23 protein-coding genes are annotated in these 25,324 nt (G+C 58.1%); 14 read left to right on the plus strand and 9 right to left on the minus strand.

What is annotated here, in order from left to right:
• Positions 1–400 precede the first annotated feature (400 nt).
• Positions 401–1,582 (plus strand): GmrSD restriction endonuclease domain-containing protein, encoded by a 1,182-nt coding sequence (locus ACNA0J_RS18205; protein WP_415820260.1) that lies wholly within the window; start codon positions 401–403, stop codon positions 1,580–1,582.
• A complete protein-coding gene (locus ACNA0J_RS18210; protein WP_415820261.1) occupies positions 1,579–3,045 on the plus strand; it encodes an ATP-dependent nuclease in 1,467 nt (488 codons plus the stop codon). The genes ACNA0J_RS18205 and ACNA0J_RS18210 overlap by 4 nt, the downstream gene beginning before the upstream one ends.
• A gap of 571 nt (positions 3,046–3,616) precedes the next feature.
• On the opposite strand, the gene ACNA0J_RS18215 is transcribed toward ACNA0J_RS18210, so the two are convergent.
• Positions 3,617–6,175, minus strand: a complete 2,559-nt coding sequence (locus tag ACNA0J_RS18215; protein ID WP_415820262.1) for a DNA primase family protein — start codon at positions 6,173–6,175, stop codon at positions 3,617–3,619.
• A 952-nt stretch (positions 6,176–7,127) separates the two neighbouring features.
• Here ACNA0J_RS18215 and ACNA0J_RS18220 point away from each other — a divergent pair.
• The gene (locus ACNA0J_RS18220) at positions 7,128–7,742 is read left to right on the plus strand and encodes a tail assembly protein (RefSeq protein WP_415820263.1); all 615 of its coding nucleotides are present in this window, start codon (positions 7,128–7,130) and stop codon (positions 7,740–7,742) included.
• Positions 7,743–8,269: 527 nt separating this feature from the next.
• A complete protein-coding gene (locus tag ACNA0J_RS18225) occupies positions 8,270–9,283 on the plus strand; it encodes a hypothetical protein (protein WP_415820264.1) in 1,014 nt (337 codons plus the stop codon).
• A gap of 153 nt (positions 9,284–9,436) precedes the next feature.
• Here the strand turns inward: ACNA0J_RS18225 and ACNA0J_RS18230 are convergent, their stop codons facing one another.
• The 6 genes from ACNA0J_RS18230 to ACNA0J_RS18255 form a co-directional block, all read right to left on the minus strand.
• Positions 9,437–9,715, minus strand: coding sequence for a helix-turn-helix transcriptional regulator (locus ACNA0J_RS18230; RefSeq protein WP_415820265.1), 279 nt, complete (start codon positions 9,713–9,715; stop codon positions 9,437–9,439).
• The gene (locus ACNA0J_RS18235) at positions 9,675–10,088 is read right to left on the minus strand and encodes a hypothetical protein (protein WP_415820266.1); all 414 of its coding nucleotides are present in this window, start codon (positions 10,086–10,088) and stop codon (positions 9,675–9,677) included. Before ACNA0J_RS18235 ends, ACNA0J_RS18230 begins: the two co-directional genes overlap by 41 nt.
• 678 nt (positions 10,089–10,766) lie before the next feature.
• Complete coding sequence (locus tag ACNA0J_RS18240; RefSeq protein WP_415820267.1) at positions 10,767–11,804, minus strand: tyrosine-type recombinase/integrase; 1,038 nt, start codon at positions 11,802–11,804, stop codon at positions 10,767–10,769.
• A gap of 787 nt (positions 11,805–12,591) precedes the next feature.
• Positions 12,592–13,878: a M28 family peptidase gene (locus ACNA0J_RS18245; RefSeq protein ID WP_415820268.1), complete on the minus strand. Its 1,287-nt coding sequence runs from the start codon at positions 13,876–13,878 to the stop codon at positions 12,592–12,594.
• 49 nt (positions 13,879–13,927) lie between these two features.
• The gene (locus tag ACNA0J_RS18250) at positions 13,928–14,905 is read right to left on the minus strand and encodes a Bug family tripartite tricarboxylate transporter substrate binding protein (RefSeq protein ID WP_415820269.1); all 978 of its coding nucleotides are present in this window, start codon (positions 14,903–14,905) and stop codon (positions 13,928–13,930) included.
• A gap of 125 nt (positions 14,906–15,030) precedes the next feature.
• Positions 15,031–15,954, minus strand: coding sequence for a LysR substrate-binding domain-containing protein (locus ACNA0J_RS18255; RefSeq protein ID WP_415820270.1), 924 nt, complete (start codon positions 15,952–15,954; stop codon positions 15,031–15,033).
• 152 nt (positions 15,955–16,106) lie between these two features.
• On the opposite strand from ACNA0J_RS18255, the gene ACNA0J_RS18260 reads away from it, so the two are divergent.
• The gene (locus ACNA0J_RS18260) at positions 16,107–16,457 is read left to right on the plus strand and encodes a DUF2200 domain-containing protein (RefSeq protein WP_415820271.1); all 351 of its coding nucleotides are present in this window, start codon (positions 16,107–16,109) and stop codon (positions 16,455–16,457) included.
• A 41-nt stretch (positions 16,458–16,498) separates the two neighbouring features.
• On the opposite strand, the gene ACNA0J_RS18265 is transcribed toward ACNA0J_RS18260, so the two are convergent.
• Positions 16,499–17,836: a DUF7256 domain-containing protein gene (locus tag ACNA0J_RS18265; protein WP_415820272.1), complete on the minus strand. Its 1,338-nt coding sequence runs from the start codon at positions 17,834–17,836 to the stop codon at positions 16,499–16,501.
• A gap of 254 nt (positions 17,837–18,090) precedes the next feature.
• Here ACNA0J_RS18265 and ACNA0J_RS18270 point away from each other — a divergent pair, with 254 nt between their 5' ends.
• The 4 genes from ACNA0J_RS18270 (at position 18,091) to ACNA0J_RS18285 (ending at position 22,085) form a co-directional block, all read left to right on the plus strand.
• Positions 18,091–19,119: a Bug family tripartite tricarboxylate transporter substrate binding protein gene (locus ACNA0J_RS18270; protein ID WP_415820273.1), complete on the plus strand. Its 1,029-nt coding sequence runs from the start codon at positions 18,091–18,093 to the stop codon at positions 19,117–19,119.
• 36 nt (positions 19,120–19,155) lie between these two features.
• Positions 19,156–20,133 carry a LysR substrate-binding domain-containing protein gene (locus ACNA0J_RS18275; RefSeq protein ID WP_415820275.1) on the plus strand — a complete coding sequence of 326 codons (978 nt, stop codon included), beginning with the start codon at positions 19,156–19,158 and terminating at the stop codon, positions 20,131–20,133.
• 163 nt (positions 20,134–20,296) lie between these two features.
• Positions 20,297–21,109 carry an aspartate dehydrogenase gene (locus ACNA0J_RS18280; RefSeq protein WP_415820276.1) on the plus strand — a complete coding sequence of 271 codons (813 nt, stop codon included), beginning with the start codon at positions 20,297–20,299 and terminating at the stop codon, positions 21,107–21,109.
• 19 nt (positions 21,110–21,128) lie between these two features.
• Complete coding sequence (locus tag ACNA0J_RS18285; protein WP_415820277.1) at positions 21,129–22,085, plus strand: hydroxyacid dehydrogenase; 957 nt, start codon at positions 21,129–21,131, stop codon at positions 22,083–22,085.
• A 266-nt stretch (positions 22,086–22,351) separates the two neighbouring features.
• Here ACNA0J_RS18285 and ACNA0J_RS18290 read toward each other — a convergent pair whose 3' ends face one another.
• Positions 22,352–22,495, minus strand: a complete 144-nt coding sequence (locus ACNA0J_RS18290) for a hypothetical protein (RefSeq protein ID WP_415820278.1) — start codon at positions 22,493–22,495, stop codon at positions 22,352–22,354.
• 53 nt (positions 22,496–22,548) lie between these two features.
• Between ACNA0J_RS18290 and ACNA0J_RS18295 the strand changes: the two genes are divergently transcribed.
• The 5 genes from ACNA0J_RS18295 to arsB all read left to right on the plus strand — a co-directional run bounded on the left by ACNA0J_RS18295 (position 22,549) and on the right by arsB (position 25,321).
• Entirely contained in the window at positions 22,549–22,698 is a 150-nt protein-coding gene (locus ACNA0J_RS18295) for a hypothetical protein (protein ID WP_415820279.1), read from the plus strand.
• A 195-nt stretch (positions 22,699–22,893) separates the two neighbouring features.
• Positions 22,894–23,220, plus strand: coding sequence for an ArsR/SmtB family transcription factor (locus ACNA0J_RS18300; RefSeq protein ID WP_415820280.1), 327 nt, complete (start codon positions 22,894–22,896; stop codon positions 23,218–23,220).
• 13 nt (positions 23,221–23,233) lie between these two features.
• Entirely contained in the window at positions 23,234–23,728 is a 495-nt protein-coding gene (locus ACNA0J_RS18305) for an ArsI/CadI family heavy metal resistance metalloenzyme (protein ID WP_415820281.1), read from the plus strand.
• 8 nt (positions 23,729–23,736) lie between these two features.
• On the plus strand, positions 23,737–24,237 hold the full coding sequence (locus ACNA0J_RS18310; protein WP_415820282.1) for an arsenate reductase ArsC: 501 nt from the start codon (positions 23,737–23,739) through the stop codon (positions 24,235–24,237).
• Positions 24,238–24,241: 4 nt separating this feature from the next.
• Positions 24,242–25,321, plus strand: coding sequence for an ACR3 family arsenite efflux transporter (gene arsB, locus ACNA0J_RS18315; protein ID WP_415820283.1), 1,080 nt, complete (start codon positions 24,242–24,244; stop codon positions 25,319–25,321).
• Positions 25,322–25,324: the final 3 nt, after the last annotated feature.

Consider the following 25,324-nt stretch of genomic DNA (forward strand, 5'->3'; position numbering starts at 1 on the left):
TCTAATTGAGGACTAACCTCGGCTAGTCAAACGGTGCATTTCCGTGACTTTACATTTCTTAACTCATAGATAAAATAAGGTACTTTTATTAGAATGGCGGCATGGCTGATTCTGTCTCCAGTTACTTTGAAACCTCATCAGTAAGCGATGTGAACATTTCAGGATATGCAGCTTGGGGGACATTCATAGGTATGAATTAGATGGCAGTTTGTAGGACTTTCTATCTGTCAACGATTACCCCGTGAGGCTTTATCGTGAATGGCGTCCATAAAGTGATAGACGTTAGTTTCGGTAGCCAATGCCCCGCCTGTCGCGGCTCGACGCTGGTATCAATACATGAAGAGACAGTATGAAGGCTGTGACCCGCCGTTCGACGCAATGATCGATAAGAGACTCAAATATGCGCCTGCTACCGTCCGACCCCGATATAGAAACTATCGTCTCACGCATCAAGAGCGGCGATATCGATTTACAACCAGATTTCCAGCGGGGGGAAGTTTGGACTCGCGCAAAGAAACAGCGCCTGGTCGATAGCGTCCTGCGTGATTGGCACGTACCACCTATTCACGTTATCGAAGACGTGCAAACACGTAAACAAGAGGTACTCGACGGCCAGCAACGCCTAGCTGCTATCAGAGACTTTGTCGATGGCGAATTTGCGCTAGACGGTACGATTGAACCTCTCGACGATGGACTAACCCCCCTTCACGGGAGCAAGTATCGAGATCTGCCAGAAACGTGGAGAAGGAGATTTAACCAGTTCACAATCCGCCTCTTTCGAATCGTTGATTATCGCCCTGGAGAACCGGGGGAGTTGTTCTTTCGTTTGAATCAACCGACCAGCCTTACAGGCGCAGAACAGCGAAATGCATTTTTTGGACCTGTCCGCGCTCAAATAAAGAGCTTGGTAGAAGGCCTCAATGAAATGGGTCTAGGCAAGGACTTTCTCGGATTTTCTAATTCAAGGATGGCATACGACGACGTTCTATCTCGCGTTGCATTGTTCTTAGAGCGAGGATCCTTGGACATAAAAGTGAAGTCCTCAGACTTAATTGAACTCTATCGATCAGAGACTCCCCTGACCCCCGAGACGACGCGATTAATCCATGAGGCGCTGGAATTATTTGGCAAGACTCGAGAACATCTCATGGTGGACATGAAGTTCAACAAGGCGACTCTTTCCACTTGGCTGCTGTTCACAGTTCGATGTTTAACGCGTGATTACGATTGGATGTCTGCCAAAACGCTCGCAGATTTCATGGAATATTTTGAAAAAGCTCGCTTACTTGGCTCATCCCACTCCGAGCGTGTTAGTTCGACGGTTTCGACCGAGTGGTTGTTTAACGTATATGTAAGTCGGTCGACGGCCCGAGTCGCAGACGTTTCTTCAGTGTTACTCCGTGACGCGACCTTGTGGTTGGTGTTCGATGAGTTCATACGTGCGCATGCAATAAACACAGCGCGTCCCGACATCGACTCGATCCTATCAGCGTTCGCTTACGATCCAAATAGCAACCAACCACCGGAGGACGATTCGGTCGCTCGACGGCTAATCGAAAATGGTTGGGGAGATCTAGCATGAGTCTGCGAAGTGCTCGGTTTAATGACCATTGGCGTCGTACATTTGCTAGGAATTATCCTACCCGACTTGAAACTATAGGGTTCAAGCAACTCCTATGTATAGCAGATAATGAATTGTCTATCCCACGGGGAATTTGTGCCATTGTGGGCGGGAATGGTGTGGGTAAATCAGCATTACTCGCCGCGGTTTCTGAGCTGTTAGCAGATCCGGAGATGCCCCTTGGCGTAGGGCACCACACGAGACTGCGACACAGCGAGCTTGAAGGGACCGTCGTCGATCAAACGGGTCAAAAAAAAATAATTGTTCGCGAAGACGCTGCCGGAGTACGAAATTCTGAAGGAGACAAATTCCAAGCAGAATTCCACTGGCTCGAACCCTCCTATCTTGTCAACTTGGCACATAAGCAAATAAACGAAGACGCCAATTTTTCTGACTTACTAGAACCTCTTAGCCCCTCCAAGCTTGAGGACGAAGAACTGGAAATACTCCGGTACTTGTTGGGGAAAAAGATCGATTCATGCTTAATCTACGAAATTACAGAATATGGTGACCTGGACCCCTTTCCATATTTCGTCGCCGAGGCTGGAGGGCACCACTATGGAAGCGAGCGCATGGGCTACGGTGAACTTGCGCTCCTATTTGTAGTATGGAAATTGCGAACGATCGAGAAGAACTCAGTCTTAGTTCTTGAAGAGCCCGAAGCTCACGTATCTCCGCGATCCCAGCGAGCTTTGATGGATATTCTTGCAAAAGCTTGTGACGAAAGAGGTTTGTCGATAATTTTAACTACTCACTCGCCCACCATTATCGCCAAGCTGCCGAATAGAAACATCATCTTAATTTCTAAGAGTGCACACGGAACCCAGGCCTCCATTGGGCCAAGCAAAGTGCAAGTGAACGACCTGCTCGGCGCGACTACGCTAAAACATGCGATGGTCTTAGTGGAGGACAGGACAGCGACTCTGTTCGCACTTGCACTAGTAGGCGAGCTCAATTTCGACCTATTGTCCCACCTCGAGGTCATAGAAGCGCGAGGTGCCGCAAATATTGATTCGATTCTTTCAACACTACCAGCCTCCCAAACAGGTTGGCCGAAGGTAATCGGTATATATGACGGGGATATGCGCAAGCGTGTAGAGCCCCGTAACTTCAATTGGCCACACCTATTCTTGCCCGGAAACGCGTCACCTGAGCAAATGCTGCGTGACATGCTTACTTCCCTACAAGCAGGGCAAAAGTTGCTTGCAACGGAGCTACATAGTAATGAAGAGGTAGTTAGGACTGCATTAGATATGGTAGAAGGCCTGGACGCACACGACTGGTTCACAGAATTAACACGCTCGCTCAAATGTGAGCCTCAATCCCTTATGAAGGCACTCGTAAGAATCTGGTTACGCGATAACCAACAAACGGGGGAAGAGTTTTCTCAAAATATTGTCGATACGCTTAACTTGGTTGATTAGCCCTAGGGACTTCAAGCAAAAACGTCAACGGCTCAAGCGGTCAGAGAAAGTCCGACTTGCCCGTTTATTTGCAAAAAACTACCGAATCAGGTCTGCCTCAGCGGACAGATTCCCACAACTGACGCTAGCACTTTAAGCAGCCGAGGCATTACTACCATCTCACATATTCGCCTGACAGTGCCATCAGTTTCACTGGAAGAAGTAATTTGCCTAAGTGGATCGCTCATGCTTCTGCTCACTGAAAAGAATAATTGATAAATCAATAAACTGCAGGATAAAATTCTGAGGATTCATGCGGCTCGACGCGCAGTATGCCGAAAATTCCAACACAGAGGGCGAGACCGTGGAGTTGGGCCGTGAGCTCGTAAAATTTTCTAAAATTTTGGATTTCCGCCTCGATCAAGGCTTAGCCGTCCCGCCAATTGGTGATAGTGGTGATAATTAATCCCGCCAAAAGGTATCTTTTTTTAATAATCTATTCATGAGGATTTCATACTTTTTGAGGGATTAATTATCACCACTATCACCAATTTTCCGACGCATCACTTGAGCGATGATCGGCCTCGGCCTTTTAGTCGTCTTCGGCTATCGCCATCGCTGCGGCTGCATCCTTCTCCGTCCAGCTCTCCCGCACCGAATCCGGCACCACGTCGTCCCAAATTCGCCAACCGCGATAACTGACCCGTCCCCCAGAGCGGACTTTCGGCACCTTATCCACCATGTCCTCACCGAATACCCGCCCACTTGGGCACGGGAGTCCATTCCGAATGCACCAAGCGCGGAACACCTGAAACAATACCGCCGCTTCTATCTTGCCTCCGTTCTGGCGCCCCGGCTCGTCCTCGACCATGCATTCGTCAACGAACCGCTGTACCGTATCCAGCGATGCGCGATAGTCAGAAGTCTTTTTCTCGACCGATGCCGGCAGCCGCATCTCACGTCGCTGCACCATCTGGAAACCGCCAAGGCACCAATTTAGAATCCCGGCCATCTCCCGTGCCAGTTTTTCCTCTAAGTGCATATCCCGGCCCAACCCCGTAAACGTCGCAGAGAATGGCACCGCACGGACACGCCTCCAAGTGCCATGATCGTTCTCGGAAATTGTCGGTAGAAAATTACCGGGCATCACTACCTTGCACACTGGCCGCAACATGACAGGATTTTGATTGAGAAGCCGGACTGACATCGCGTCACCCGACACAATATCCTTGAACACCCCGCTATTAAGTTGCTGCCCCCGCGCTATCTCTGACGTTACCGCCATGCGAACACCGCGCAGTTGCGCCAAATCAGGAGTCGCCTGACCTGGCTTATGCTTCACCATCAGCGCATCAACAGGCAACGTCGCCGCATACGAACCCAACAACTTGCGCAGAGTGCCAACAAACACCGATTTACCATTGCCGCCAGCGCCGTGCATGAAATAGCTTTCATGTCGCGAAATATCGCCGGACAAGCAATAGCCAGCCACGCATTGCAGATACCGCACCAGCTCGGCATCGCCGCATGCAATTTCATTCACAAACTGTTCCCACCTTGGGCACTGCGCGCCAGCGTCAAAAGCAACATAAGCTCGTTGTGTCAGGAGCAACTCCGGGTCATGGGCAAACAGTTGGCCCGATTTCAGATCGAGTACGCCGTTGTCGACGTTGAGTAGGTACGGTTGAGCATCAAGCAGACCAGACCCAACACGCAGAGCCAACTCCGCCCGCATCAACTCCTTGACCGCTCGCACCGTTGACGCCTTTTCCATGCGTGCCACGAACGATGTAATAGCCTTCACGCGATCCTCGTCCATGTCCGCCGTGATATGCCGCACCAAGCCCCGCCCCTCGACCTTGAGCAGAGGATTAATCGACGCGCCATCAGATTCGAAATTCCACTGCTTGCCGTCCCACACGATCCAGCAGCCCGCATCCTCGACAAATCGTATTTGATGCGAATACTTCGCCGCGATGAATTCAGCCATCCCCAGCTCTGTTAGCTTCGGTCGCGCATCCGGATTCTGTTTTAGATCGGCCAGAGGATTCAACTCTGGATACGGATCGACCCATCCTTTTTCTCGCGCCCGCATAACCAGAGTGCCCAGCGCCACCACCTTGCCCGTCTTGGCGCTGCAAGCATCAAACATCGATTGCCATTCACGCTTTTTGAAAAATTCCTTGCTGCCGCTCTGCTTGGCCCACTCCCGCACCAAAGCCAAACCGTCATCGCGGCCCAACTCGAAATACACTGCTTGTAGCACCTGTAACCTCAGGGAATGCTTGCTCACGCCATCCGCTTCGTCGTCAGGGTGCAGCACTTTCAACAAGCTTTTCACGCGTGCGACTTTCTCGCCAGTGACTGGCGTTGCAGTTGCCGATACCGTATCCCGGGCCATCGCCTTCGAGCCTGCTGCGTCCCAGAGTTCGCCCAATGGCGGCTCATCCTCAGTAAATCGCTCTGGCGCCCACGTATCGCGGGGACTCGCCACCAAGGCGCGGTAACTCTCCGGTGTCATCGCCATGATTTCATCGCGACTGATCTGCACCTTGAACGTGCCCGTGTCCGGTCGCCTCACATTCACGCAGCGCCACATCCGGCCCTTGCGTGCCGAGTAAACGCGCATGTCGAGGCCGTCCACGTACAGCGATTCCGCAAACTTTTCGACAATGCTCGGCAACATTCGCCGCTCATCGTCTCGCAAATTCGCATACCCGCTCTCAACGCAAAACGCTAGCGGGACTTCGACGTGAAAGCCCTTTTTCCCTGTCGCGTACAGTCGCAACATATCCACGTCTACACCGTACCCCTGCAACTTGGACAGGAACCGTTGAACTGATTCGATAGCATCGCCGAGTTCGTCTCGATCAATATCGAACCATGCACAATCAGCGAGGTATTTCACCTCGTTTGGTGGGGTCTCCGTCTCATCATTCTTCTGATACGTGGTCGCACAGATAGTACGGAACAACGCATTGGATGGGATGTTGTCCGCGTTTTCCTCTGGCATAGAAAGCCATGCACTCTCCGCTTGTCGCTGGTAGTAGCGCACGAATTCCCGCCCAGCGTTTCCGCTATCTGTGAGGGCGCTAACATTGTCAGCGCCCTGTGTGTCGGCTTCAATGCCGATCTTGTTGTTTTGGTACATAGGACCTCATGAAACAAGGCATATTGATAGCCACAGCGCCAGCCCAGAGGTAAAATACACCTGTTATTTGTTCCCGCTGTGCTCAGGGCCTGACGTTATGCCGATGACGTCAGGCCTTTCTCTTTGGCAGCGGCCCAGCGCCGCCTACTTTTCCTTATCATCCGCCTATTTAGGCCTTCTGCAATACGCTCGCAGGTAGCGCCAACACGGCCAAGGCACCAGCGCCGCCCTGGCGTATATCTCGATGCCAACGGAAGGCACCGAGCGTCAAATCAGGTGTCCCAGCGGTTTATGTTGCGAACGGTCGTAGGCTTCGATCCCGCAAGCGCATTGGCGATTTCTCCCGTCTCCCAGCAACGCACGCCTGCCACCTTCCAGCACGGAATCGCGGCCAACCAGTTAGGGGGAGCGTTACGAACGGATGCCTCAGGCCTGCCCAGGACTCGAGCCAATTCAGCCCAACCAAAATAACAGTCTCGCGGTCGCTCGGAGGTTTGAAAAACGGTTCTCATGTCGTAGGTTCTTATCATTAATTATCGACACCGCTAATTCAACCAGACTTTTGACGAACGTGCAAACATCAGACGGCCCACCATTTGGACAGCCCAGGCGACGCAGACATTGACCTACTCGGCAAGTAGTTTCATAATGGCATCACTGAGTCCCCATAACTATGTCAATAAGGGCCCATTGTGAAAGCACTTCACACCATGCCGCCGAGGCCGATCATCGGTTACCGGCAACTATCTCAGGTACTACATCGTTCTATCGGCGCACTCAAAGACGCTGCATTGAACGAACGACTTCCACTATCCGTTTACCGTGTTGGCAACACCGTCATTTTTGATCGTGACGAGGTAGAGGCCTACGCAAAAAACTACGTCCCGTGGCGTCGTATTCGCAGCTAGTCACCCTGCACAAAACTGCTCACACAAGAGGAGAAAAATCCCAAATGAGCGAAGTCATCCAACCCACCGAAAAACTACGCACTATCCGCTTGTACGGCGACCTCGGCTCCAAGTTCGGGCGCGAACATAAGCTATACGTCAGCACACCCGCCGAGGCTATCCGTGCACTATGCAGCCAAATCGAGGGCTTCGACAAGCACATAAGCAATGAGGCGTACCGCTACGCCGTCCTGATCGGCAAACGTCGCGTCAACTTACACACGAAGCCTGAAGAGCTTCACGAGCCCCCCGGCGATGGCATCGTCAGGATCGCACCAATTCCCGCTGGCGCAAAACGAGGCGGACTATTTCAAACAATCCTTGGCGTTGCCCTGATCGCAACCGCCTGGTTTAACCCGCTGGGTCTAGCCGCCGGCTCGTCGCTGCTTACAGGCATGATGAGCGTCGGAGTCGGCCTCACCCTTGGCGGCATTGCCCAACTCTTGAGCCCACAACCCAAGCTCAACTTGGGTGAGGGTGCAAACAACAAGGCCAGCCAATACTTTTCAGGCCCCGCTCAAACTGTGCCGCAGGGAAATCCTGTGCCGATCTTCTATGGCCGCGGCCTCGTAGGTTCAGTTCCGATCAGTGCCGGCATTTACGCCGAGAACAGCCAGTAATCCCGTCAACCACGCAGAGGACACACAATAATAATGAAAAAGCTCGACTCACTCATCGGCGGATTTGACGCCAATGTTTACGGCAAGAGTCCCAGTCGCTTGCATGAGCACTTCTGTAAACACACGCGACACAAAGGGTTCACTACCATGCCTCGCAGATCGTTAAACAGCGCCAAAGAAGAGGCGTCTCCCCTCCTTGTCCAAACGATTCAAGCAGAAACGCTGGCCGTCCAACGCTTGAATTCTTCGGAATGTGCTCCGGCTAGCATCGGAGGGCAAGATCTCAAGCGATACCGCCTGGGCTTTCAGGTATGCCATCTCGCTTGGTCCCGCGTAATGAGTGCATGGAAACGCATCCCCGGCTCAGAAATCAGTCGGACCCCAGGCATTCAGTTTCTCGAATACTCGAATTTTTCCATGCACCCCGAGGCCTTAGACCTGCTTCGCATGTGGCATGGCGTATATCCAGGGACAAATTTTGAGCAACGCACTATCACCCTCAATGGTCCGGTATGGGAACTCTGCAAATGACCGAACAACAACTCATCGCCACTCTTGATCTGTTGCGGCAAGCGCCCGAGAGCAACTTCCCTATCAACCCCGCGGCAGCGATACAAATGAATGTACGACGGGCAACATTCGATGCGCACTACCGGTCCTGGAACTCGCTGACCTTAGACGATCCCGAATGGCTTACAAACCTAGGCGGCCGTGCGAAGCTGCCTCATATTCGACGCGAACTCCGTCGCCGAGGTTTCGATATCCGCATCCTTGAGGGCGATACAGGCAAGGACCCAGAGACAGGGGCTCCATACACAAGGCAGTGTCTCACCCTTGTGCATAACGCCGTCTCGAAAGAGCAGACCACGGGCGCTGTCGGCATCGATCCCTCCGAGCAAATCGCAAGAGTCGTACAACGCATAGAATCCGCTGCCCAACCCATTCAGCGTGAGTGGGGCTCGTCCACGTATCGACATGAAACTGACATACGCCGACCGTTTTATGGATGGCACTCTACAAATTTCTTCGCCAAAGCCGGGGCCTGCGATCTAGAGTTTCTAAAGCCCCACTTTGAACGGGCTAATTATCACTTAGTGCTGAGTTCATTTGAGCGCATTCTGCAAGATGGCACCACATACAACCTTGAGGGACTCGATCACCGCCTAAATGCCCAATACGACACCGCTTGGGCTCGCCTCGATACGCGTGGAGCGCTCGCTGGTAAACACGGCCCATTGACGGAGAATGAATACCACCTACATAGAGCAGTTCGCCAATTCAAAATAGACCAATGGCACGAACTTCGGCCACGAGACCTTGAACGCATGCAACGTGCAGGCATGTTGGACAGCCATGGCTGGCCCACTGACCACACAGTCTGGACTGATGTTGATTCAGAACTTCTGGCGGCTTGGCGCTTAGGTTGGAGTACCGCCGAATTGCATACCCTCGAAAAGGGTGAGCAGCAATGGGCTGGCCAGACCTTCAACGGGCAACGTCGTTCGCTGCCGTTTCGTATGGCACCTATGCCGCGCATGTAATGCAGGCCAGCAGGCTCGGATTCGAGCCTGCTGATTGCCGTTTTTTAAAGAACACGCTAGGCACCTCGCTGGAAGTGGCTAGCGTGTTGGCTCTTTCGAAAGAGCCAACCGGAACCGCGCAACTTGCCCTCTTGTCAGTTGTCCCTCTGCAAGTCAATCAGGTTCGCTATCGGAGTCGGCCACAGTGCGATAAGTCAGGGGGCTCTCCAGCCAGCGACTGATATCTGCGGAATACCACGCCACTGCTCTAAGTCCGATTTTTATTGGGTGTGGGAATGTACCCAATTTGATCCGCCGGTATAGTTCGGATCGTGACAGACCGGTGATCCCAGGAAGATCCCGCATCCGATACAGTCTCCGCAAGTGCTTTTCAAAGGGCATGAGATTACCCTCAAGCGTGGAAATTAGGCTTCGGCTCTTTCGCGTTTTCATCAAGCGTCCAGCCGAGACGGAACGTCTCACCCGCAAGCTCGCCCAAATCCTTGTGTAATCCTTTGATATGCTGCCGAGCCATCCAAGCGATGTTGGCTAATGACTTGCTCGCGTCCTCTTTCCCGAGACTCGCAATCACTGCAATTTCAGTGCACATTGTCCGGTACTGATCTAGCAAGTCGCTCAAGTCTCTGAGCGAGTGCTGCACGGCCTTGTCAACTGTTTGGCGGCGCAGTGTGCGCAGTAGTTCGTCTGCGGCTTCCAGGCTGAAACGCGCTTGCGGTGTCTCTGGCTGTCGAACATGCTGTGTCCAAGTCAGCGCGCCTTCGCCGTTCAATTTTGGTTTTGCACCCGGGTTTAGTAGTGTCGTCATCTCGAACATCCTCTAACTTGAAGGTGGAGCGGCTGCGCCGCCCCGGCGCATTACAGCGCGGTAAGTGTGTAATTCACCCAACAGTGGTCCAGGTATAGCGAGAACCGAGTATCAACGGTCGTCACTGGCCTTGCTATTGCAAACCAATTGGCTCTATCAGCACCCAACTTACGCCCATACAGTTCCATCTGACGCCTCTCATCCCTCCCTATGCCGGAGTACTGACACGCCTCTTTCCACCGCATTAAATCGGGGTAATCGTCTGGAATCCCAAACCGAGCCAATCCAAATCGAGCAAGTTGCTCGCTGAATGTCATACAACCTCGTTGATTACCCTGCTCGAAAATCTTTAGCGCGGTAGGCTCGTAGTCTTGGCGAGCGGAGAACCATAAGAGAGGGGGCTCCCCCGGTAGGCTGTACGCTGCAACCCTTGGGCGCAGTTCGCCGCACTCCAGTATTCGCCCAGCGCGCACATGTGTTGTGTAATGCCAGAGCATCAGTTATCCCTCAATGAGTAAGCAAGCTGTAAACCCGGCCCCTTGGACATCTTGTGAATACGTAGTCGCACAATAGGCCAGAAATAACGTATGAATTGGGGGGACTCCGCCTCTGGCGGTAGTGAACAACGACACACATGCAAGAGCGTCTCCAGGCCCATGGCCGCGATAGCGGTATCATTCATGGCATGCCCCCTTCGAGTTGTGCTAGCTTGTTGACCAAGTGCGACGCGCGAACATGGCTATACCGTGCCAATTGGGTGAGTGTTCGATGTCCGCTAATCGCTTGAATCTCGCCCAGGCTCAAGCCTAATTCGTGCAGCTCGGAAACCCGCGTATGTCTGCTATCGTGGAACCGAACTCCCACAAGCCAATCAGGATCAGGCGTCACGCCTTCGCGTTTGCATTGCGCCTCGTATGCTGCCCTAGCACGCTTGGCCGCACGACTCCATGCCTTACTCATAGCATCAGCCCTCACATTGAACACGCGTTCACCTGTACGCGGTAGATTCCTCAGAATCTCCACTGCCTTAGCCGTCAACGGAACATCGCGCCCGTAGCCGTTCTTCGTCTCCACCAAATGCGCCACGCTGGCAGCCAGATCGACGTAACGCCATTGCAGGTTCACGACTTCGCCCAAGCGCATACAGGTCGCCAGTGCCAAGCCCGCTACGGCAGGTAGAACTGCGCTATCGCTGGCCTCGATGACCGCCTCGAACTCCCCCTCTTGATAACGACGGTCGCGCTGGTTGCGTATGGTCGGCTTACGAATGTCGCGCACAGGATTGCCACACGGCACACCCCAATCCAACTTGGACACCTGAAACACATGACCCAACACAGCCAGGTGGCGCGCTACGGTAGCCGGGGCCTTGTCTCGCGCAAGATTATTCCTTAGCTGCGTCACGTCGGACGCCTGTACTTGATCCAACGGCTTTGCAGCTATCGAGGCCGAGGCCAAGGCTCGGATGATTGATGCCTCCTTGTCGGCTGACCTTTTGCGAGCGCTGATGTCTCGCTGGTAACGACTAAGCGCCTTGGCCAGCGTCATGACGGCCGCAGTCTGCTCTGGTTGATACAAGCCAGCCCGCATAGCGTCCTCTGTTGCCAGAGCCCAGCGTAGCGCAGCTCTCTTATCATGGAAACTGCGGCTTGCTGCCTGTCCTGCTGCGCGAGCCCGAGCCAGGAACTTGTCGCCTCGAGAGATCACAGTAGGCATGCCGGCACCCATACAGCAACAAGCCACACTCCCGCACAACGTACCGAACGGTAAAACGGTTTAACCCAAGGCCTATGAGCGCGATCGCAGCGCCAGGCCCTACGAAAATAGACCGTGACTCCTCTTGCCGCTTTGCAAGCGAGTAGGTGGCGCTCGACCTCCTTAGACGCTCGGTCCACTGCTTGCGGGTTTGGGTCGTGTAGTGTTTGCATGAACAAATCTCCAGAGATTTGTCACCGGGCTGTCACCACGTCTAGCGAGTCTCCCGACCTTGCGCCTGTCAAGCCTTACGAGTAAAGGCCATTCAAGCGTTCGCTCTCGGGGAGAGCGTCGCGTTCGCAATGCGAAGGTCGGGAGTTCGATCCTCCTCCGCTCCACCAAAATTCCGGATGAAAAAGCCTTGGAAACACAACGTGTTCCAAGGCTTTTTGTTTCTACCATGACCGGCATCCTCACCCGTTCCGTACGCCTTGCTCCGGGCTGCGGCCTCCGGTCCCGCCCTTGACACCTCTTCCAGTCAGAACCGCCACGCGTACGCCGAATTATGTCGCTAGAAGGCGCAGATGACGGGTCAAGGAGAGAGCCAAGACAACCTCGACGACATCTACGGAAGACACTGCACCTTTGACACGGGCCTCCTCCACTCCGACAGCACGCTCCTAGACATCACGGCGCCGATGTCATTTCGCCAAGGGGCGGGAACTATGTGGGTTTTCCGCGTGGGCAAGCAGGCGGCCGCCCGCGAACTCGATGGGCGCCTATGGAGCGCGAGGCCTCGCCCGATGGCCTAGATGCGGGGGCAGGTCGACCCTGATTTCAACGCGTCCAGCTCCTGGTCGGTCATACCCAACGCCAGCGACGCCATCGCGCAGGTCACCGCCAGGGCATTGCGCATTTCGCCCTCCAGGATAATGTCCGGGACGTCGCCACGCGACAGGATGTGACGTACGCACGATTGAGGCTTGTCAAAACCAGCCACCAGGCGAAGTGCGGGAATGCCGTGCCTCGCGAAATTGGCGTGGTCCGAGTTGGGCATGAAGGGCAGCCAGTGCGACACCGGCACGCCAGCCCGCGTGGCGGCACTCTCGACCACGCCCGCCAACGCGGGATAGTCGCTGATCAGCGCGCATAGCGTGTCATCGCCCGCTACGGTGTCCAGGTTGATGTTGAGCTTCAAAGCGTGGCGTTCCGTGGCTGCCATGTCGGCCAGATATCGTGCCGAACCCGCCAGCGCCCACTCTTCAGCCGTGAAAAAGCATATACGCAGCCCCGGCGTGCCGGGTCCCAGCTGTCCGGCTAGGATGCGCGCCGCCGCCAGCGCAACCGCGACGCCCGTGGCGTTGTCCAGCGCGCTGCTTCCCAAGTCATGGCCATCCATGTGCGCGCTGATGACGATCCGGCTGTCGCGTCCGCCGGGCAGATCCAGGATGCCGGCGCAGGCCATCGAATCCCGCAGTTCTTCTCCTTGAATAAGCAAACGCACACGCGCCCGAGGCTGCGCGCACAATGCCAAGGCACCTTCGTGGTCGATATAGGCCGCCGGGATGCCTGCGCCATCGCGGGGCCGCCCTGACGATCCGGATAAAGGGCCCGCGCCAGGCAAGGGATTGGCTATCAGAAAGGCGGCGGCGCCGTGCGCCACCGCCATGTCGTATTTGCGGCGGCGATGTACGTGGCCCTTGGAAAACGGATACTCATGGCGCACCAGCACGATCTTGCCGCGCACGGCGTCGCCCGCGCGTTCAAAATCTTCCTGGCGGCCGGCCCCCAAGTCCAGAACGGTGCCTTCCAGCCCCAGGGCATCCGTCGATGCCGAACGCAGCAGGGGAACACATTCCAGGTTTACGGGCGTGTCGCCCAGCAAGGTCAGGCTGCCCGAGAGACAGCGCCAGCCATCATAGGGCACTGCTACCCGCCGGACGTCGGGTCCGACCTCCCGCAGGCGCGTCAGCGCCCACTCCATGGCTGCTTCATCCTGCCCGGTGCCGGACAAACGTCCGCCAAAACGGCAAATGGTTTGGAAATCGTTCATCAGGGCCGCGTCGTCGGCAGCCGCCTGTTGCCAGGATGTCATCTGTGTCTCCGGCGCCGCGCTGCGATGCGCGCGACGCATGCAAAGCGTGTTATTCGAAAGTGATATTGGCGCGCTGCACGACATCGGCCCAGCGTCCGAAGTCCTGTGCCAATAGCGCTTTCAGGGCAGCGGCGCTGGTATCCGGCGGAAGATCCATGCCCACACTGGCCAGCCGTTGCCTGACGGGCTCGGACTCCATGACTTTAGTCATCGCGTCCGACAGCTTTCTCTGTACATCCTCGGGTGTTCCGGCCGGTGCCACCAGGCCCCACCAGCTTTGCACGGTCAGGCCGTGGTAGCCCAGCTCCTCGAAGGTCGGGACATCAGGCGTATCCGCGTGGCGCGTGGGGGAGGACACGGCGATGGGCTTGATCTTCCCGCTCTGGTACAGCGCTACGGCCGTGGCCATGGTGGTAAAGCTGGCTTCGATCTGACCGCCTGCCAAGTCATTGACCGATGCGGACGCGCCCTTGTACGGGATGTGCGCGAACTCGGTCTTGGTGGTCAGCATGAACAGCTCGGCCATCAAGTGGGTCAAGGATCCATTACCTCCAGAACCCATGGAAATCGTTCCCGGCTTGGCGGCAGCCGCATTGACCAGGGACTTGACGTCCTGTACTTCGAATTTGGGATTGACGAACAGATACATGGGTGACAAGCCCAGCAGCGTGATGGGCGCAAAGTCAATCTTCGCGTCGTATTTCACGCGGTCCTTGTACAGCGCGGGAACGATGGTGAACGGCACATCGGCCAACAGCAGGGTATAGCCGTCGGGCGCTTCGGAGGATACGTAGGCCGTGCCCAGCATCGACCCTGCGCCGGCGCGGTTCTCGACAATGACGGACTGGCCAAGTTGGGCGCTTAGTTGATCGCTGATGGCGCGGGCCACCACGTCGGAGCTGCCGCCGGCCGAATACGGCACGACGATCTTGATCGGCTTATCGGGATAGGCAGCTGATGCCGTTTGCGCGCTTGCCAGAGTCGCGGGGACGGCCAGGGCGGCCAGCAGTTTTTTCCACTTGAACATGATTTTTTGGGTGATCCATGAATAATTTCATGTCATTGTGGTGGCTGCTCCTGCCCTGGGCAAAGGAAGTATGAGCATGGGATATTCCAATCCGGAATGCCGTCAGTCGGCATGCGTGGCGGCCGCTACGCCAGCCCTGCACGGCTTCGAGCCTGCGCATTCAGGCTCTGGCCCTGCGCAATGACCCAATCGCAGAAAGCCTGGCAGTACGGGCCGCCAACATTGGGGCGCGGCTGCATCAGGTGATAGCCGTAGCGGCCTTCGACTGTCTCTCCGAACGGGCGGACCAGCTGACCGGAGTCCAGTTGTTCCAGCACCATACACAGGGGCATGATTCCCGCACCCAATCCGTTCAACACGGCCGGCAGCAAGATCGAAAATCCTTCGTATTCGGGCGCTGTGGCGTCAGGTCCGGTCCACAACGGCACCACATCGGCTTTCCATTCGTCCCAACCATAGCCGCGCTGAGCACGCTTTAGCAACGGCAACCGGGTCACGTCATCCACGGATTGGACAGGATGGCGCTTCAACAGCGATGGCGCGGCGACCAGCGTCATTTCGCGGCCGCAGAGATACTGCGCGCTCATGCCTGAGACGTAGCCGGTATGGAGCTGGATTTCAGCGTCGAACCGTTCTGAACGCTCACGCCCATGCAGCAGGCGGGGGCGTATGTTGACCCGGATCTCGGGGTGCGAATCAAAAAACTCGGACAGCCTGGGCAGCAGAAAGAACTGTGCGAACGATGGAGACACCGCAACGTTCAAGGCGACGCGCGACATGGGATTTGCAACCAGGGCGTCCGCCTCATCGATCAGGCGTACAGCCGCACTCACGCGTTCCAGGTACAAGGCGCCCGCGTAGGTCAGGCGCAATCCTGTGGGCATACGCTTGAACAGGGCCGTGCCCAGGCGGCCTTCCAAAGCAGCCACGTGTTTGCTGACCGCGCTCTGGGTCAGGCTCAGGGCTTCAGCCGCTCGGCTGAAATTCAGGGTCTGGGCGGCGGTGAGGAAAATGCGCAGCGAAGACAGAGAGTTGCGGGTGCCTTTCATAGGTATTTTTTGGACTTGCGAGTGGGGAGTGATGTAGATGCGAGTCGTAAACTATTCGCTGCGGCATATTTGCGACCCAAATGGTACATAGCCAAATCGAATCAGGCACGAGTGCATCCCGCACATCGGCCCGAGCCATCGGAGGAATGATAATGAGCAACGAACGAATCTTCACAACACAGTTCGCACAGATTTATCCGATGTACATTCAAAAGGCCGAGCGTAAGGGTCGGACGAAAGAGGAAGTGGACCAGGTGATCTGCTGGTTGACTGGATACAATCCGGCCGAACTGAGCCAGCAGATTGAACAAGGAAACGATTTAAGGACATTCTTCGCCCAAGCGCCAGCCCTACATCCCAACAGTTCGATGATCAAAGGTGTGGTGTGCGGGATTCGTGTGGAAGACATCAAAGATCCATTGATGCAGCAGATCCGCTACCTGGATAAACTTGTGGACGAACTCGCCAAGGGGAAGGCGCTAGAAAAGATCCTGCGGCAATAATCGCATCGTGCCTGGCCAAGGCGTTTAGATCAGACTGCGACTCACCCGCAAGCCCAATCGATCTTCATCTGCTCCAAGTCCACCTGCCCCACGCCACCGCCGAAGTTAAAGCAGGCGAGCTCTTCCCCGAATTCGAAATAATACGGACTGAATGGCGGATAGCCTTGCACCGGGATCATCGTGCCGCCCAGGTGATGGGGCGTCTCCTGAAACCTATCCAATCCCAACGCTTGGCCTTGGTCGCTGAACGCCGGCACATAACCACTGCACTGATTCTCGTGTTCCCATTCTCGTGCCGGCTTGCCGGCGTTGGGATCCTCGCGTTCTTCAATGGTGATCGGGCGGGCCGATCCCGCCCCATAACTGGCCATGTCCGGTTGTGATCGCGAGAGCCAGTCAGGAGCCGATTGTCCCAGACGCCAACTCGGCTGCGGCGTCCCGTGCAGCCACGGATACTCGGTCATATCCGGTGGCGAGGCTAACGGACCGGCGAATTCCGCCTCGGTCAGCCACAGGACGGCGTATTCACATCCGAGAACATCGCGCATCTTGTAGCTGCGCGGATGTCGGTGGTGATGCGGTTGTTCAACCAGGCCACCTCCAGCCGGAATACCGTCGCGCCCTGATGACGACGTGAATTCCGGGAGTCGAGCCAGGCTCTTCAATTCGACGAATTGCTCATCCACGAACAGACTGAGGGCGACATACTCCGAACCTTGTGCCCGGTAGTCCTCCGGAACCCGCAAGGTAAACGCATGGCGCAATGGGTGACCATAGGTCTCGCTCAATGGCCATTGCGCCGCGGAGATACCTGGTGGCCGACCCAGGCACCATCCGTTACCCCAGAGAGCCGCCCTCTCGGTGACCGGCAATGGCGTCAGCTCGCCGGGAAAAACGTTGTAAGCCCGTGTCAGGCGTGGATCGGCGTACTTGTACGGACGCTCGGGCGTCGCTAACCCGGGGCGTGATAGTTCAATGACCAGTAAACGACCCTCCTTCGCCCGCAGTTCCATGACATCACCGGCGGCGGTCGTCTCCCGATAGACGGCGATCTTGCGCTGCGCCCACTCCTCTGCTTCGTCGCCATCAATGGGGCGCATGCCAGGCCTGGCGGCGAGCGCGGCCTCTACTGGCATTCCGATAGAGACGCCATCCAGTACCAAGTCTCCGGGGAAAGTCCGGTAAAAACTGATCTTGTGCAGCCGATTCTCGACGTCCAGATACGCGCTGCACACCGGCATCCCATCTGCGCCTTTGTAGCCCACATACCCTTCATCCTCGGGTGTCGGCGCCTTCCAGGCGTCACCGGCCGCCTCGATCAAGGCTTGAACTGGCATCATGGGGCGCAGTCGGGCAAAGGCTTCGAAGTTCAGAGTCATCGACTTGCTTCCTTGAAAGAACCACACACTCAGGCGGAAGGAGTTTACCGCCAGTAAATGGTCGCTCGCCCCAGCCAGCGCAACCAGACGGCCCACACGTGCATGTTCATCGACTATCTGGTCGAGGCCCTGCAGGCACCTTCGTCCGCGCATCCGGGCAGGTGATTAGCCTGGCTAATGCCCATGCCAAAAAAAACGGTTTGAATGAATTTGCTGCGCCACAGTAGGCTGGCATCAACGCACCGGAAAGACCAGTGCGTAAAACAATCAAGGGGAAGTCCATGTTCTGCTCACGTATTGCGCCCGCGGCGCCGATCCCACGCACCTGCGCTTCGGCCATCCTGGCGGTGGCCGCCGTCCTGTCCTGCACGGCCGCCGTGGCCGCCTATCCCGAGCGGCCCATCACGGTGCTCGTGCCTTTCCCCGCGGGCGGCATCAACGACACCATCGCACGTCCCGTCCTGCAAAAACTGGGCGAAGCCCTGGAAACCTCCATCGTGGTAGAAAACCGCCCCGGCGCCAGTGGCGCGATCGGCAGCAGCCAGGCCGCACGCGCCAAACCCGACGGCTATACCCTGCTGCTGGGCGCGGCCAGTACCCTGGCGGTGGTGCCGCAGTTGAACACCAACGCCGGCTACCATCCGCTCGACGATCTGGTGCCGGTGGGCGGCATCGCCTCAGTCGCCAGCGTACTGATCACCGGCCGCAAGGACACCTACAGCACCCTGCCCGCCGTACACGCAGCGGCCAAGGCCAGACCCGACCTGCTTACTTACGGTTCGGCCGGGCCGGGCACCTCGCAGCACATGCAGATGGCCCAGTACAACCTGGCCCAAGGACTGCAGATGATGCACGTGCCCTACCGGGGCGGCGCGCCCGCCATGACTGACCTCGTGGGCGGGCAGGTCGACCTGATGATGGAACCGGTCGCCACGGCGCTGCCGCAGATCCGCGGCGGGCGGGTGCTGCCCCTGGCCATCTCGCAAAAGACCCGCTCGGCGCTCCTGCCCGATGTGCCCACGTTTGCCGAGGCCGGCGTGCCGGGATACGAAGTCAGCACGTGGTTTTCCCTGATGGCACCAGCTGGCGTCGACGCCGACGTGCTGCAACGGCTGAGCGACACGCTCGTGCAAGTCCTGGCCGACCCGGAAATCGTCAAGGCGCTGGGCGATCGCGGCGTCGACGCCATGCCCCTGCCCTCGGCCGCCATGAAGGCCTACATGGCGCAGGAATACGCGCTGTGGGGCAAAGTCATCAAAGAGGCCGGGATCACGCCGCAGTAGAATCCCAGGTTCTTCCCGCAGCATGGTCCATGATCGATGCGTCGACGCCTTCCTCCACTGACAACGCTGCGGCCTTTCGAGGCCACGGCAAGGCTGGGTTCGTTCACACAGGCCGCCCGCGAACTCTCGCTCACCCAGGGCGCGGTCAGCCAGCAGGTGCGCAACCTCGAAGACTTCCTGGGCGTGCGGCTGTTCGAGCGGCACGCCCGCCGGCTCGATCTTTCCGAAGCCGGCCGGCAGTTCTACGCGTCGGCCCGGCGGGCGCTCGACGACCTCGAGCGCTCCACTGCGCGCATCGTCGCGCGCGGAGCCCGCGAAACCGTCACGCTCACCACCATGCCCACGCTGGCCACAGTCTGGCTGATGCCGCGCCTGTCCTCGTTCACTTCGCTGCACCCCGACATCGACCTGCGCCTGATGACCTCGATAGAACCAGCCGACCTGCATGCCGGCGGCGTGGATGTCGCGATCCGGGTCGGCAAGCTGCCCGGGCGCAGCTATCGCCGCGACCGCGCGCATATCGATCTCGTCATGACCGAGCGTTGGGACGGCATCGTGGCCGACCCGCTGTTCCCCGACGCACTGGTGCCAGTGGCCTCGCAGGCCTTGCTGGCGGCCGGTCCGCCGATCGCCACGGCCGCCGATGTATTGCAGTATCCGCTCATCCACACCGTCAGCCGGCAGCGGGCCTGGCAAGACTGGTTCCAAGCCCACGGCCTGGCCTTCCATCCGCGCGCCGACGCCCCGGAGTTCGGTCACTTCTTCATCTCGATGCAGGCGGCGCTCGAAGGCATGGGCATTGCGCTGGTTCCCGAGCTCATCTACCACTACGCCCGCCAGCAGTCCACGAACCTGACCGCGGCCTGGTTGCCGGCTGTTCGCAGCGCGGGCGAGTACTACGTGCTCACCCACGAATCACAGGACACCTCACCCGCAGTGCAGGCGGTGCGGCAATGGCTGGGCGAGCAGGCCGGCGCTACGCGCGCGCAGCATGGGCTGGACGACAGCGTGTGAGCCTGCACAGGCGCCAGAAAGGCGGACACACCCCTTGGGGGACGGCGCGCAGCGCCGCTATTACTTCTGCTAATGACAGCCGGCAGAATTAATCTTTTGCATGCTCCCGCCTTTTTACGTAGCCTTGCCCCCTCATTGCTTCATCCAGCTTCAGGAGTCATCCATGCACGCAGCACAACCCATTCGTGTCGGCATCGCCGGCCTCGGCGCCATCGGCAAATCCATAGCCCGCAAACTGGATGCCGGCATCCCCGGACTGCGCCTGGCCGCGGTGGGCGTGCGCGATGTCGGCAAGGCGCAGGCAGCCTGCGCGTTTGCCACGCCGCCGGTCTATACGGATATCGACGACCTGGTCAATCACTGTGACGTGGTCGTCGAATGCGCACCGGCCGCCTTGCTGCCGCAGATCGCCACGCCAGTGCTCAAAGCCGGCAAGAAGCTGCTGGTGCTGAGCAGCGGCGCCCTGCTGATGAACCAGGATCTCGTCGAGCTCGCCCGTGAGCACGGTGGCCAGATCATCGTGGCCACCGGCGCACTACTCGGGCTGGACGCCGTCACCGCCGCCGCCGAAGGCAAGATCAATACCGTACGCATGGTCAGCCGCAAGCCGCCGATCGGCTTCGCCGGCGCACCCTATGTGGTGCAGCACGGCATCGATCTGGACGCCATCAAGGAACCGACACGCATCTATACCGGCACGGCGCGCGAGGCGGCCACGGGTTTCCCGGCCAACCTCAACGTCGCGGTCTCGCTGTCGCTGGCCGGTATTGGACCGGATCGCACCATCCTCGAGATCTGGGCCGATCCGACCATCTCGCGCAATATCCACCGCATCGAGGTGGACGCCGACGAAGCCATGCTGAGCATGGAGATCCAGAACGTGCCCAGCGAAAACCCGAAGACCGGCCGCATCACGGCGCTGTCGGCGGTGGCAGCGCTGCGCAAGCTAGCCGCTGCCCTGCGTGTCGGAACCTGACAACAGAGCCCCCGCATCCATGCCTGTCTGCCTCATCGCCCAACCCATACACGAAGCCGGCACTGACGCCTTGCGCGCGGCCGGTCTGGAAGTTCGTCTGGCCAGCGCGCCCGATCTCGACACACTGGCCGCCGAGATCGCCGAGGCCGACGCCGTGCTGATCCGCGATGCGCTGCCCGACTGGGTGATCGACCGGGCGCCGCGTCTGAAAGTCATCGCCAACCACGGCACCGGCACCGACGCGGTAGCCGTTGCGCACGCCACGCAGCGGGGCATCCCGGTGGTCTACACCCCCGAAGCCAACGTCCAGGCGGTGGCCGAGCACGCGATGATGCTAATGCTCGCCACCGCACGCCAGGCCTCGGCGGCCGACGTCGCCACACGCCGCGGCGACTGGCGCTTCAAGTACCACCACGATACTTACTCGCTATCGGGCAAGACCCTGGGCGTGATCGGCTATGGCCATACCGGCAAGTGGGTGGCGCGCATGGCCGCAGGCGGTTTTGGCATGCGGGTACGCGTCTGGTCGCCGAGCGCCGATCCGGCAGGCATTGAGGGCGTCGAAGTTGCGCCGACGCTGCGCGACCTGCTTGCGCATGCCGACGTCGTCAGCATGCACCGGCCGCTGCGCCCCGACACCCGCCATACCCTGAACAGCGAGTCGCTGGCCTGGCTGCCCCCACATGGCATCGTGGTCAATACCTCGCGCGGCGGCCTGATCGACGAAGCGGCGCTGGTGTCGGCCCTGCGCGGCAAACGGCTGGCCGGCGCCGGGCTGGATGTCTTCGAGAACGAACCGCTGGCGCCCGGCCATCCGCTGACCGAACTGGAAAACGTCGTGCTCACGCCGCACATGGCCGGCTCGACCGTCGAGGCGCTGAAGGAAACCGCGCTGCAGTGCGCACAAGGCATCGTGGCGGTGCTGGCAGGCGAGCGCCCGCCGAACCTGCGCAACCCCGAGGCCTGGAAAGCCTGACGCGCGACGTTACCGCTGTCACACGTTCAAGGAAAAAAGAAAGGGGCGACCAGGGCATCATGGCATTCTTGAGTTGAACAGCCGCGCCTCCATCCCAAATGAGGGCAGAAACTCACGGCCTTCCAATACGGGAGGAACTGGCGTGCTTCGTGCCTCTACCGGTCTCAGAATGCCGGCTTGCGCCCCCGCCAGGGTGCCGCCCGTTCGAGTTGGGCTGATACCCGCAATATCACGTCTTCGCGACCGAATAGTGCCGATATCACTGATCACGTTGGCCTGGCAGTGGAAAACTCTACCTCGATGCCCGCTGCGGCACACGCCCCGGGCATCAGCAACGCGTTCAAGGTGTTCAGCTTGTTCAAACGTCCAAGCGTCGCCGTAGGCATGCTGGCCAGCAGCTTGCTGTTCATGAGGCAGTTCGGCCTATTCACCTACGTGCGGCCGTTCCTTGAAAGCGTCACGAATGTCGATCGCGCTGGGCTCCACAGTCGGCGGCCTGCTGTTCAACTACAGCGGCTATCGCAGTACCTTCATCGCAAGTGCAGTGCTGCTGGCGAGCTGCGCTGTGTTGACCGTGGTGACCGCACGCCAGTCCTCGGTTCATACAGCCTGATACCTGCATCCTCGTCAATGAGCAGTTGCGGTGCGACGTCCCGGACTGCGCATCAATACCCATCGGGCCGTATCGAAAGAGTATGGACAAGTCATCAAGTCCTGTCATACCTCACTCGATGAGCTAGCCAATGCGCTAGCGGCTTCATCGAAAGAATTTTTTCCTTTAATTCAATAAACGTTGTATTATTGAATAATGAATGAAACCCAAGCTATTGCCGCCCTCTCAGGCCTTGCTCACCCCCAGCGGCTGCGCACGTTCCGCGCTCTGGTGGTGGCCGGCCTTCCCGGGCTTACCCCCAGTGTCCTGGCCGATCAACTCGGCGTGGCCCGTAACGCGCTGTCTTTTCATCTGAAGGAGCTCGCGCACGCCGGCCTGGTCAATGTCGAGCAACAAGGACGCAACCTGATTTACCGCGCCGATTTCTCTCAGATGAATGGATTGCTTGGATATCTCACGGAGCACTGCTGCGAAGGAGCCTCCTGCGAGGTTTCCGACCCAGGCGGCTGCTCGACCTGCTAATCAGGAGCTTTCGATGAAGCGCTTTCATGTCCATTTGCATGTCGATGACCTCGAAAAAAACGTCAGCTTCTACTCCCAGTTGTTCGCCCGAGAGCCAGCCCGTGTCGAATCGGACTACGCAAAATGGATGCTCGACGACCCTCCCGTAAATTTTGCGATATCGACTCGTGGCGCTGGCCACGGAGTCGACCATTTCGGCATTCAGACCGAGAGCGCCGAGGAGCTCATCGTATTGAAGTCCCGAGCGGAGGCTGCGAGTTTGGTCCTGGAAGACCAAGGCGAGACCTCCTGCTGCTACGCCCGCAGCGACAAGTACTGGATCACCGATCCCCAGGGGTTGGCATGGGAGCACTTCCACACGCCGGGCGCCATTCCCGTCTATGGCGAATCGCACGGTGCGTCTGCCAACGAGTCTGCAACGTCCGCCTGCTGTTCGCCATCGATCGAAACCTCAGCGCCAGCCAATTGCTGCGCTCCGACAACCACTTTCCCCACTCGTTGCTGCTAGGAACTTCCATGTCGCCCCCCCCTTTCAACGTGCTTTTTCTCTGCACGGGCAACTCCGCCCGCTCGATTCTGGCTGAAGGGCTGCTCAAAGGCCTGGCTGGTGATCGCTTTCAGGCGTATTCCGCCGGCAGTACACCTAAAGGCGAAGTCCACCCACTCGCTCTCGCTACCCTGAAGTCTTATTCGCTGCCGGCCGACGGCTATCGAAGCAAGAGTTGGAACGAGTTTGCAGCCCCTGATGCACCGAAAATGGACTTCATCATCACGGTGTGCGACAACGCCGCTGGTGAAGTTTGTCCCGTCTGGCCCGGTCATCCAACGACGGCGCATGGGGGTGTGCCTGATCCCGCCGCGCGCGAGGGAAACGACGAAGAGCGCCTGAAGGCTTTCCATGACGCGGCTCGCATGCTCAAGCGCCGGATCGAACTGTTCCTGTCCTTGCCGCTCGACCGTCTGGACACCATGTCGCTGCAGACCGAGCTGCGTGGCATCGGCCAGTCTCGGGAGTGAACCGATGTCGTTCAATACACAGGTAGCGTCGGCTCCGCGCCAGCGCTCCGGGATGAGTATTTTCGAGCGCTACCTCACGCTGTGGGTTTTCCTCTGCATCGTGCTGGGAGTGACGCTTGGCCAGCTTATGCCGACGGTGTTCCAAGCCATTGGGGGCTGGGAAGTCGCCCAGGTCAACCTGCCGGTAGGGATCCTGATCTGGGTGATGATCATCCCGATGCTGCTCAAGGTGGATTTCGGCGCACTGGGCCAGGTCAAGCAGCATTGGCGCGGCATCGGCGTGACGCTGTTCATCAACTGGGCCGTCAAACCGTTCTCGATGGCCTTTCTGGGCTGGCTGTTCATCCGCCAGCTCTTTTCCCCCTGGTTACCCGCCGATCAGTTGGACAGCTATATCGCGGGCCTGATTCTCCTGGCCGCTGCTCCGTGTACCGCCATGGTCTTCGTCTGGAGCCGGTTGACTGGCGGGGACCCTGTGTTCACGCTGTCCCAGGTGGCGCTGAACGACACCATTATGGTGTTCGCGTTCGCGCCCGTCGTTGGATTGTTGCTAGGTCTGTCGGCCATCACCGTACCTTGGGATACATTGCTGGTGTCAGTGGGTCTATACATCGTGATTCCGGTCATCCTTGCTCAGCTATGGCGGCGCGCGCTGCTGCGCCGCGGCCAAGCCACTTTTGAGGCAGCGCTGGAGCGAATCGGGCCGTTTTCGATGGCTGCGTTGCTGTTGACGTTGGTGCTGCTGTTTGCGTTCCAGGGCGAAGCCATCATTGGCCAGCCACTGGTGATTGCGATGCTGGCCGTACCTATTCTCATCCAGGTGTTCTTCAACTCGGGCCTGGCGTACTGGCTCAACCGCCGGGTCGGTGAAAAGCACAACATTGCGTGCCCGTCCGCGCTGATCGGGGCGTCCAACTTTTTTGAGCTCGCCGTGGCAGCTGCGATCAGCCTATTCGGATTCCAGTCGGGAGCCGCGCTCGCAACGGTCGTAGGCGTGCTCATTGAGGTGCCCGTCATGCTGCTTGTCGTGCGGATCGTCAATCGGAGCAAAGGTTGGTATGACGCCGGCGTTAAGCGGAGCTGATGC

Source organism: Bordetella tumbae (genome assembly GCF_965139195.1).
GTDB lineage: Bacteria > Pseudomonadota > Gammaproteobacteria > Burkholderiales > Burkholderiaceae_B > Bordetella_A > Bordetella_A tumbae.

Excerpts from the sequence above, each read along its gene's own strand:
- ACNA0J_RS18205 (WP_415820260.1), top strand. The coding sequence starts at position 401 with ATGCGCCTGCTACCGTCCGACCCCGATATAGAAACTATCGTCTCACGC.
- ACNA0J_RS18210 (WP_415820261.1), top strand. The coding sequence starts at position 1,579 with ATGAGTCTGCGAAGTGCTCGGTTTAATGACCATTGGCGTCGTACATTT.
- ACNA0J_RS18215 (WP_415820262.1), bottom strand. The coding sequence starts at position 6,175 with ATGTACCAAAACAACAAGATCGGCATTGAAGCCGACACACAGGGCGCT.
- ACNA0J_RS18220 (WP_415820263.1), top strand. The coding sequence starts at position 7,128 with ATGAGCGAAGTCATCCAACCCACCGAAAAACTACGCACTATCCGCTTG.
- ACNA0J_RS18225 (WP_415820264.1), top strand. The coding sequence starts at position 8,270 with ATGACCGAACAACAACTCATCGCCACTCTTGATCTGTTGCGGCAAGCG.
- ACNA0J_RS18230 (WP_415820265.1), bottom strand. The coding sequence starts at position 9,715 with ATGAAAACGCGAAAGAGCCGAAGCCTAATTTCCACGCTTGAGGGTAAT.
- ACNA0J_RS18235 (WP_415820266.1), bottom strand. The coding sequence starts at position 10,088 with ATGACGACACTACTAAACCCGGGTGCAAAACCAAAATTGAACGGCGAA.
- ACNA0J_RS18240 (WP_415820267.1), bottom strand. The coding sequence starts at position 11,804 with ATGCCTACTGTGATCTCTCGAGGCGACAAGTTCCTGGCTCGGGCTCGC.
- ACNA0J_RS18245 (WP_415820268.1), bottom strand. The coding sequence starts at position 13,878 with ATGACATCCTGGCAACAGGCGGCTGCCGACGACGCGGCCCTGATGAAC.
- ACNA0J_RS18250 (WP_415820269.1), bottom strand. The coding sequence starts at position 14,905 with ATGTTCAAGTGGAAAAAACTGCTGGCCGCCCTGGCCGTCCCCGCGACT.
- ACNA0J_RS18255 (WP_415820270.1), bottom strand. The coding sequence starts at position 15,954 with ATGAAAGGCACCCGCAACTCTCTGTCTTCGCTGCGCATTTTCCTCACC.
- ACNA0J_RS18260 (WP_415820271.1), top strand. The coding sequence starts at position 16,107 with ATGAGCAACGAACGAATCTTCACAACACAGTTCGCACAGATTTATCCG.
- ACNA0J_RS18265 (WP_415820272.1), bottom strand. The coding sequence starts at position 17,836 with ATGACTCTGAACTTCGAAGCCTTTGCCCGACTGCGCCCCATGATGCCA.
- ACNA0J_RS18275 (WP_415820275.1), top strand. The coding sequence starts at position 19,156 with ATGCGTCGACGCCTTCCTCCACTGACAACGCTGCGGCCTTTCGAGGCC.
- ACNA0J_RS18280 (WP_415820276.1), top strand. The coding sequence starts at position 20,297 with ATGCACGCAGCACAACCCATTCGTGTCGGCATCGCCGGCCTCGGCGCC.
- ACNA0J_RS18285 (WP_415820277.1), top strand. The coding sequence starts at position 21,129 with ATGCCTGTCTGCCTCATCGCCCAACCCATACACGAAGCCGGCACTGAC.
- ACNA0J_RS18290 (WP_415820278.1), bottom strand. The coding sequence starts at position 22,495 with ATGAACAGCAAGCTGCTGGCCAGCATGCCTACGGCGACGCTTGGACGT.
- ACNA0J_RS18295 (WP_415820279.1), top strand. The coding sequence starts at position 22,549 with ATGTCGATCGCGCTGGGCTCCACAGTCGGCGGCCTGCTGTTCAACTAC.
- ACNA0J_RS18300 (WP_415820280.1), top strand. The coding sequence starts at position 22,894 with ATGAATGAAACCCAAGCTATTGCCGCCCTCTCAGGCCTTGCTCACCCC.
- ACNA0J_RS18305 (WP_415820281.1), top strand. The coding sequence starts at position 23,234 with ATGAAGCGCTTTCATGTCCATTTGCATGTCGATGACCTCGAAAAAAAC.
- ACNA0J_RS18310 (WP_415820282.1), top strand. The coding sequence starts at position 23,737 with ATGTCGCCCCCCCCTTTCAACGTGCTTTTTCTCTGCACGGGCAACTCC.
- arsB (WP_415820283.1), top strand. The coding sequence starts at position 24,242 with ATGTCGTTCAATACACAGGTAGCGTCGGCTCCGCGCCAGCGCTCCGGG.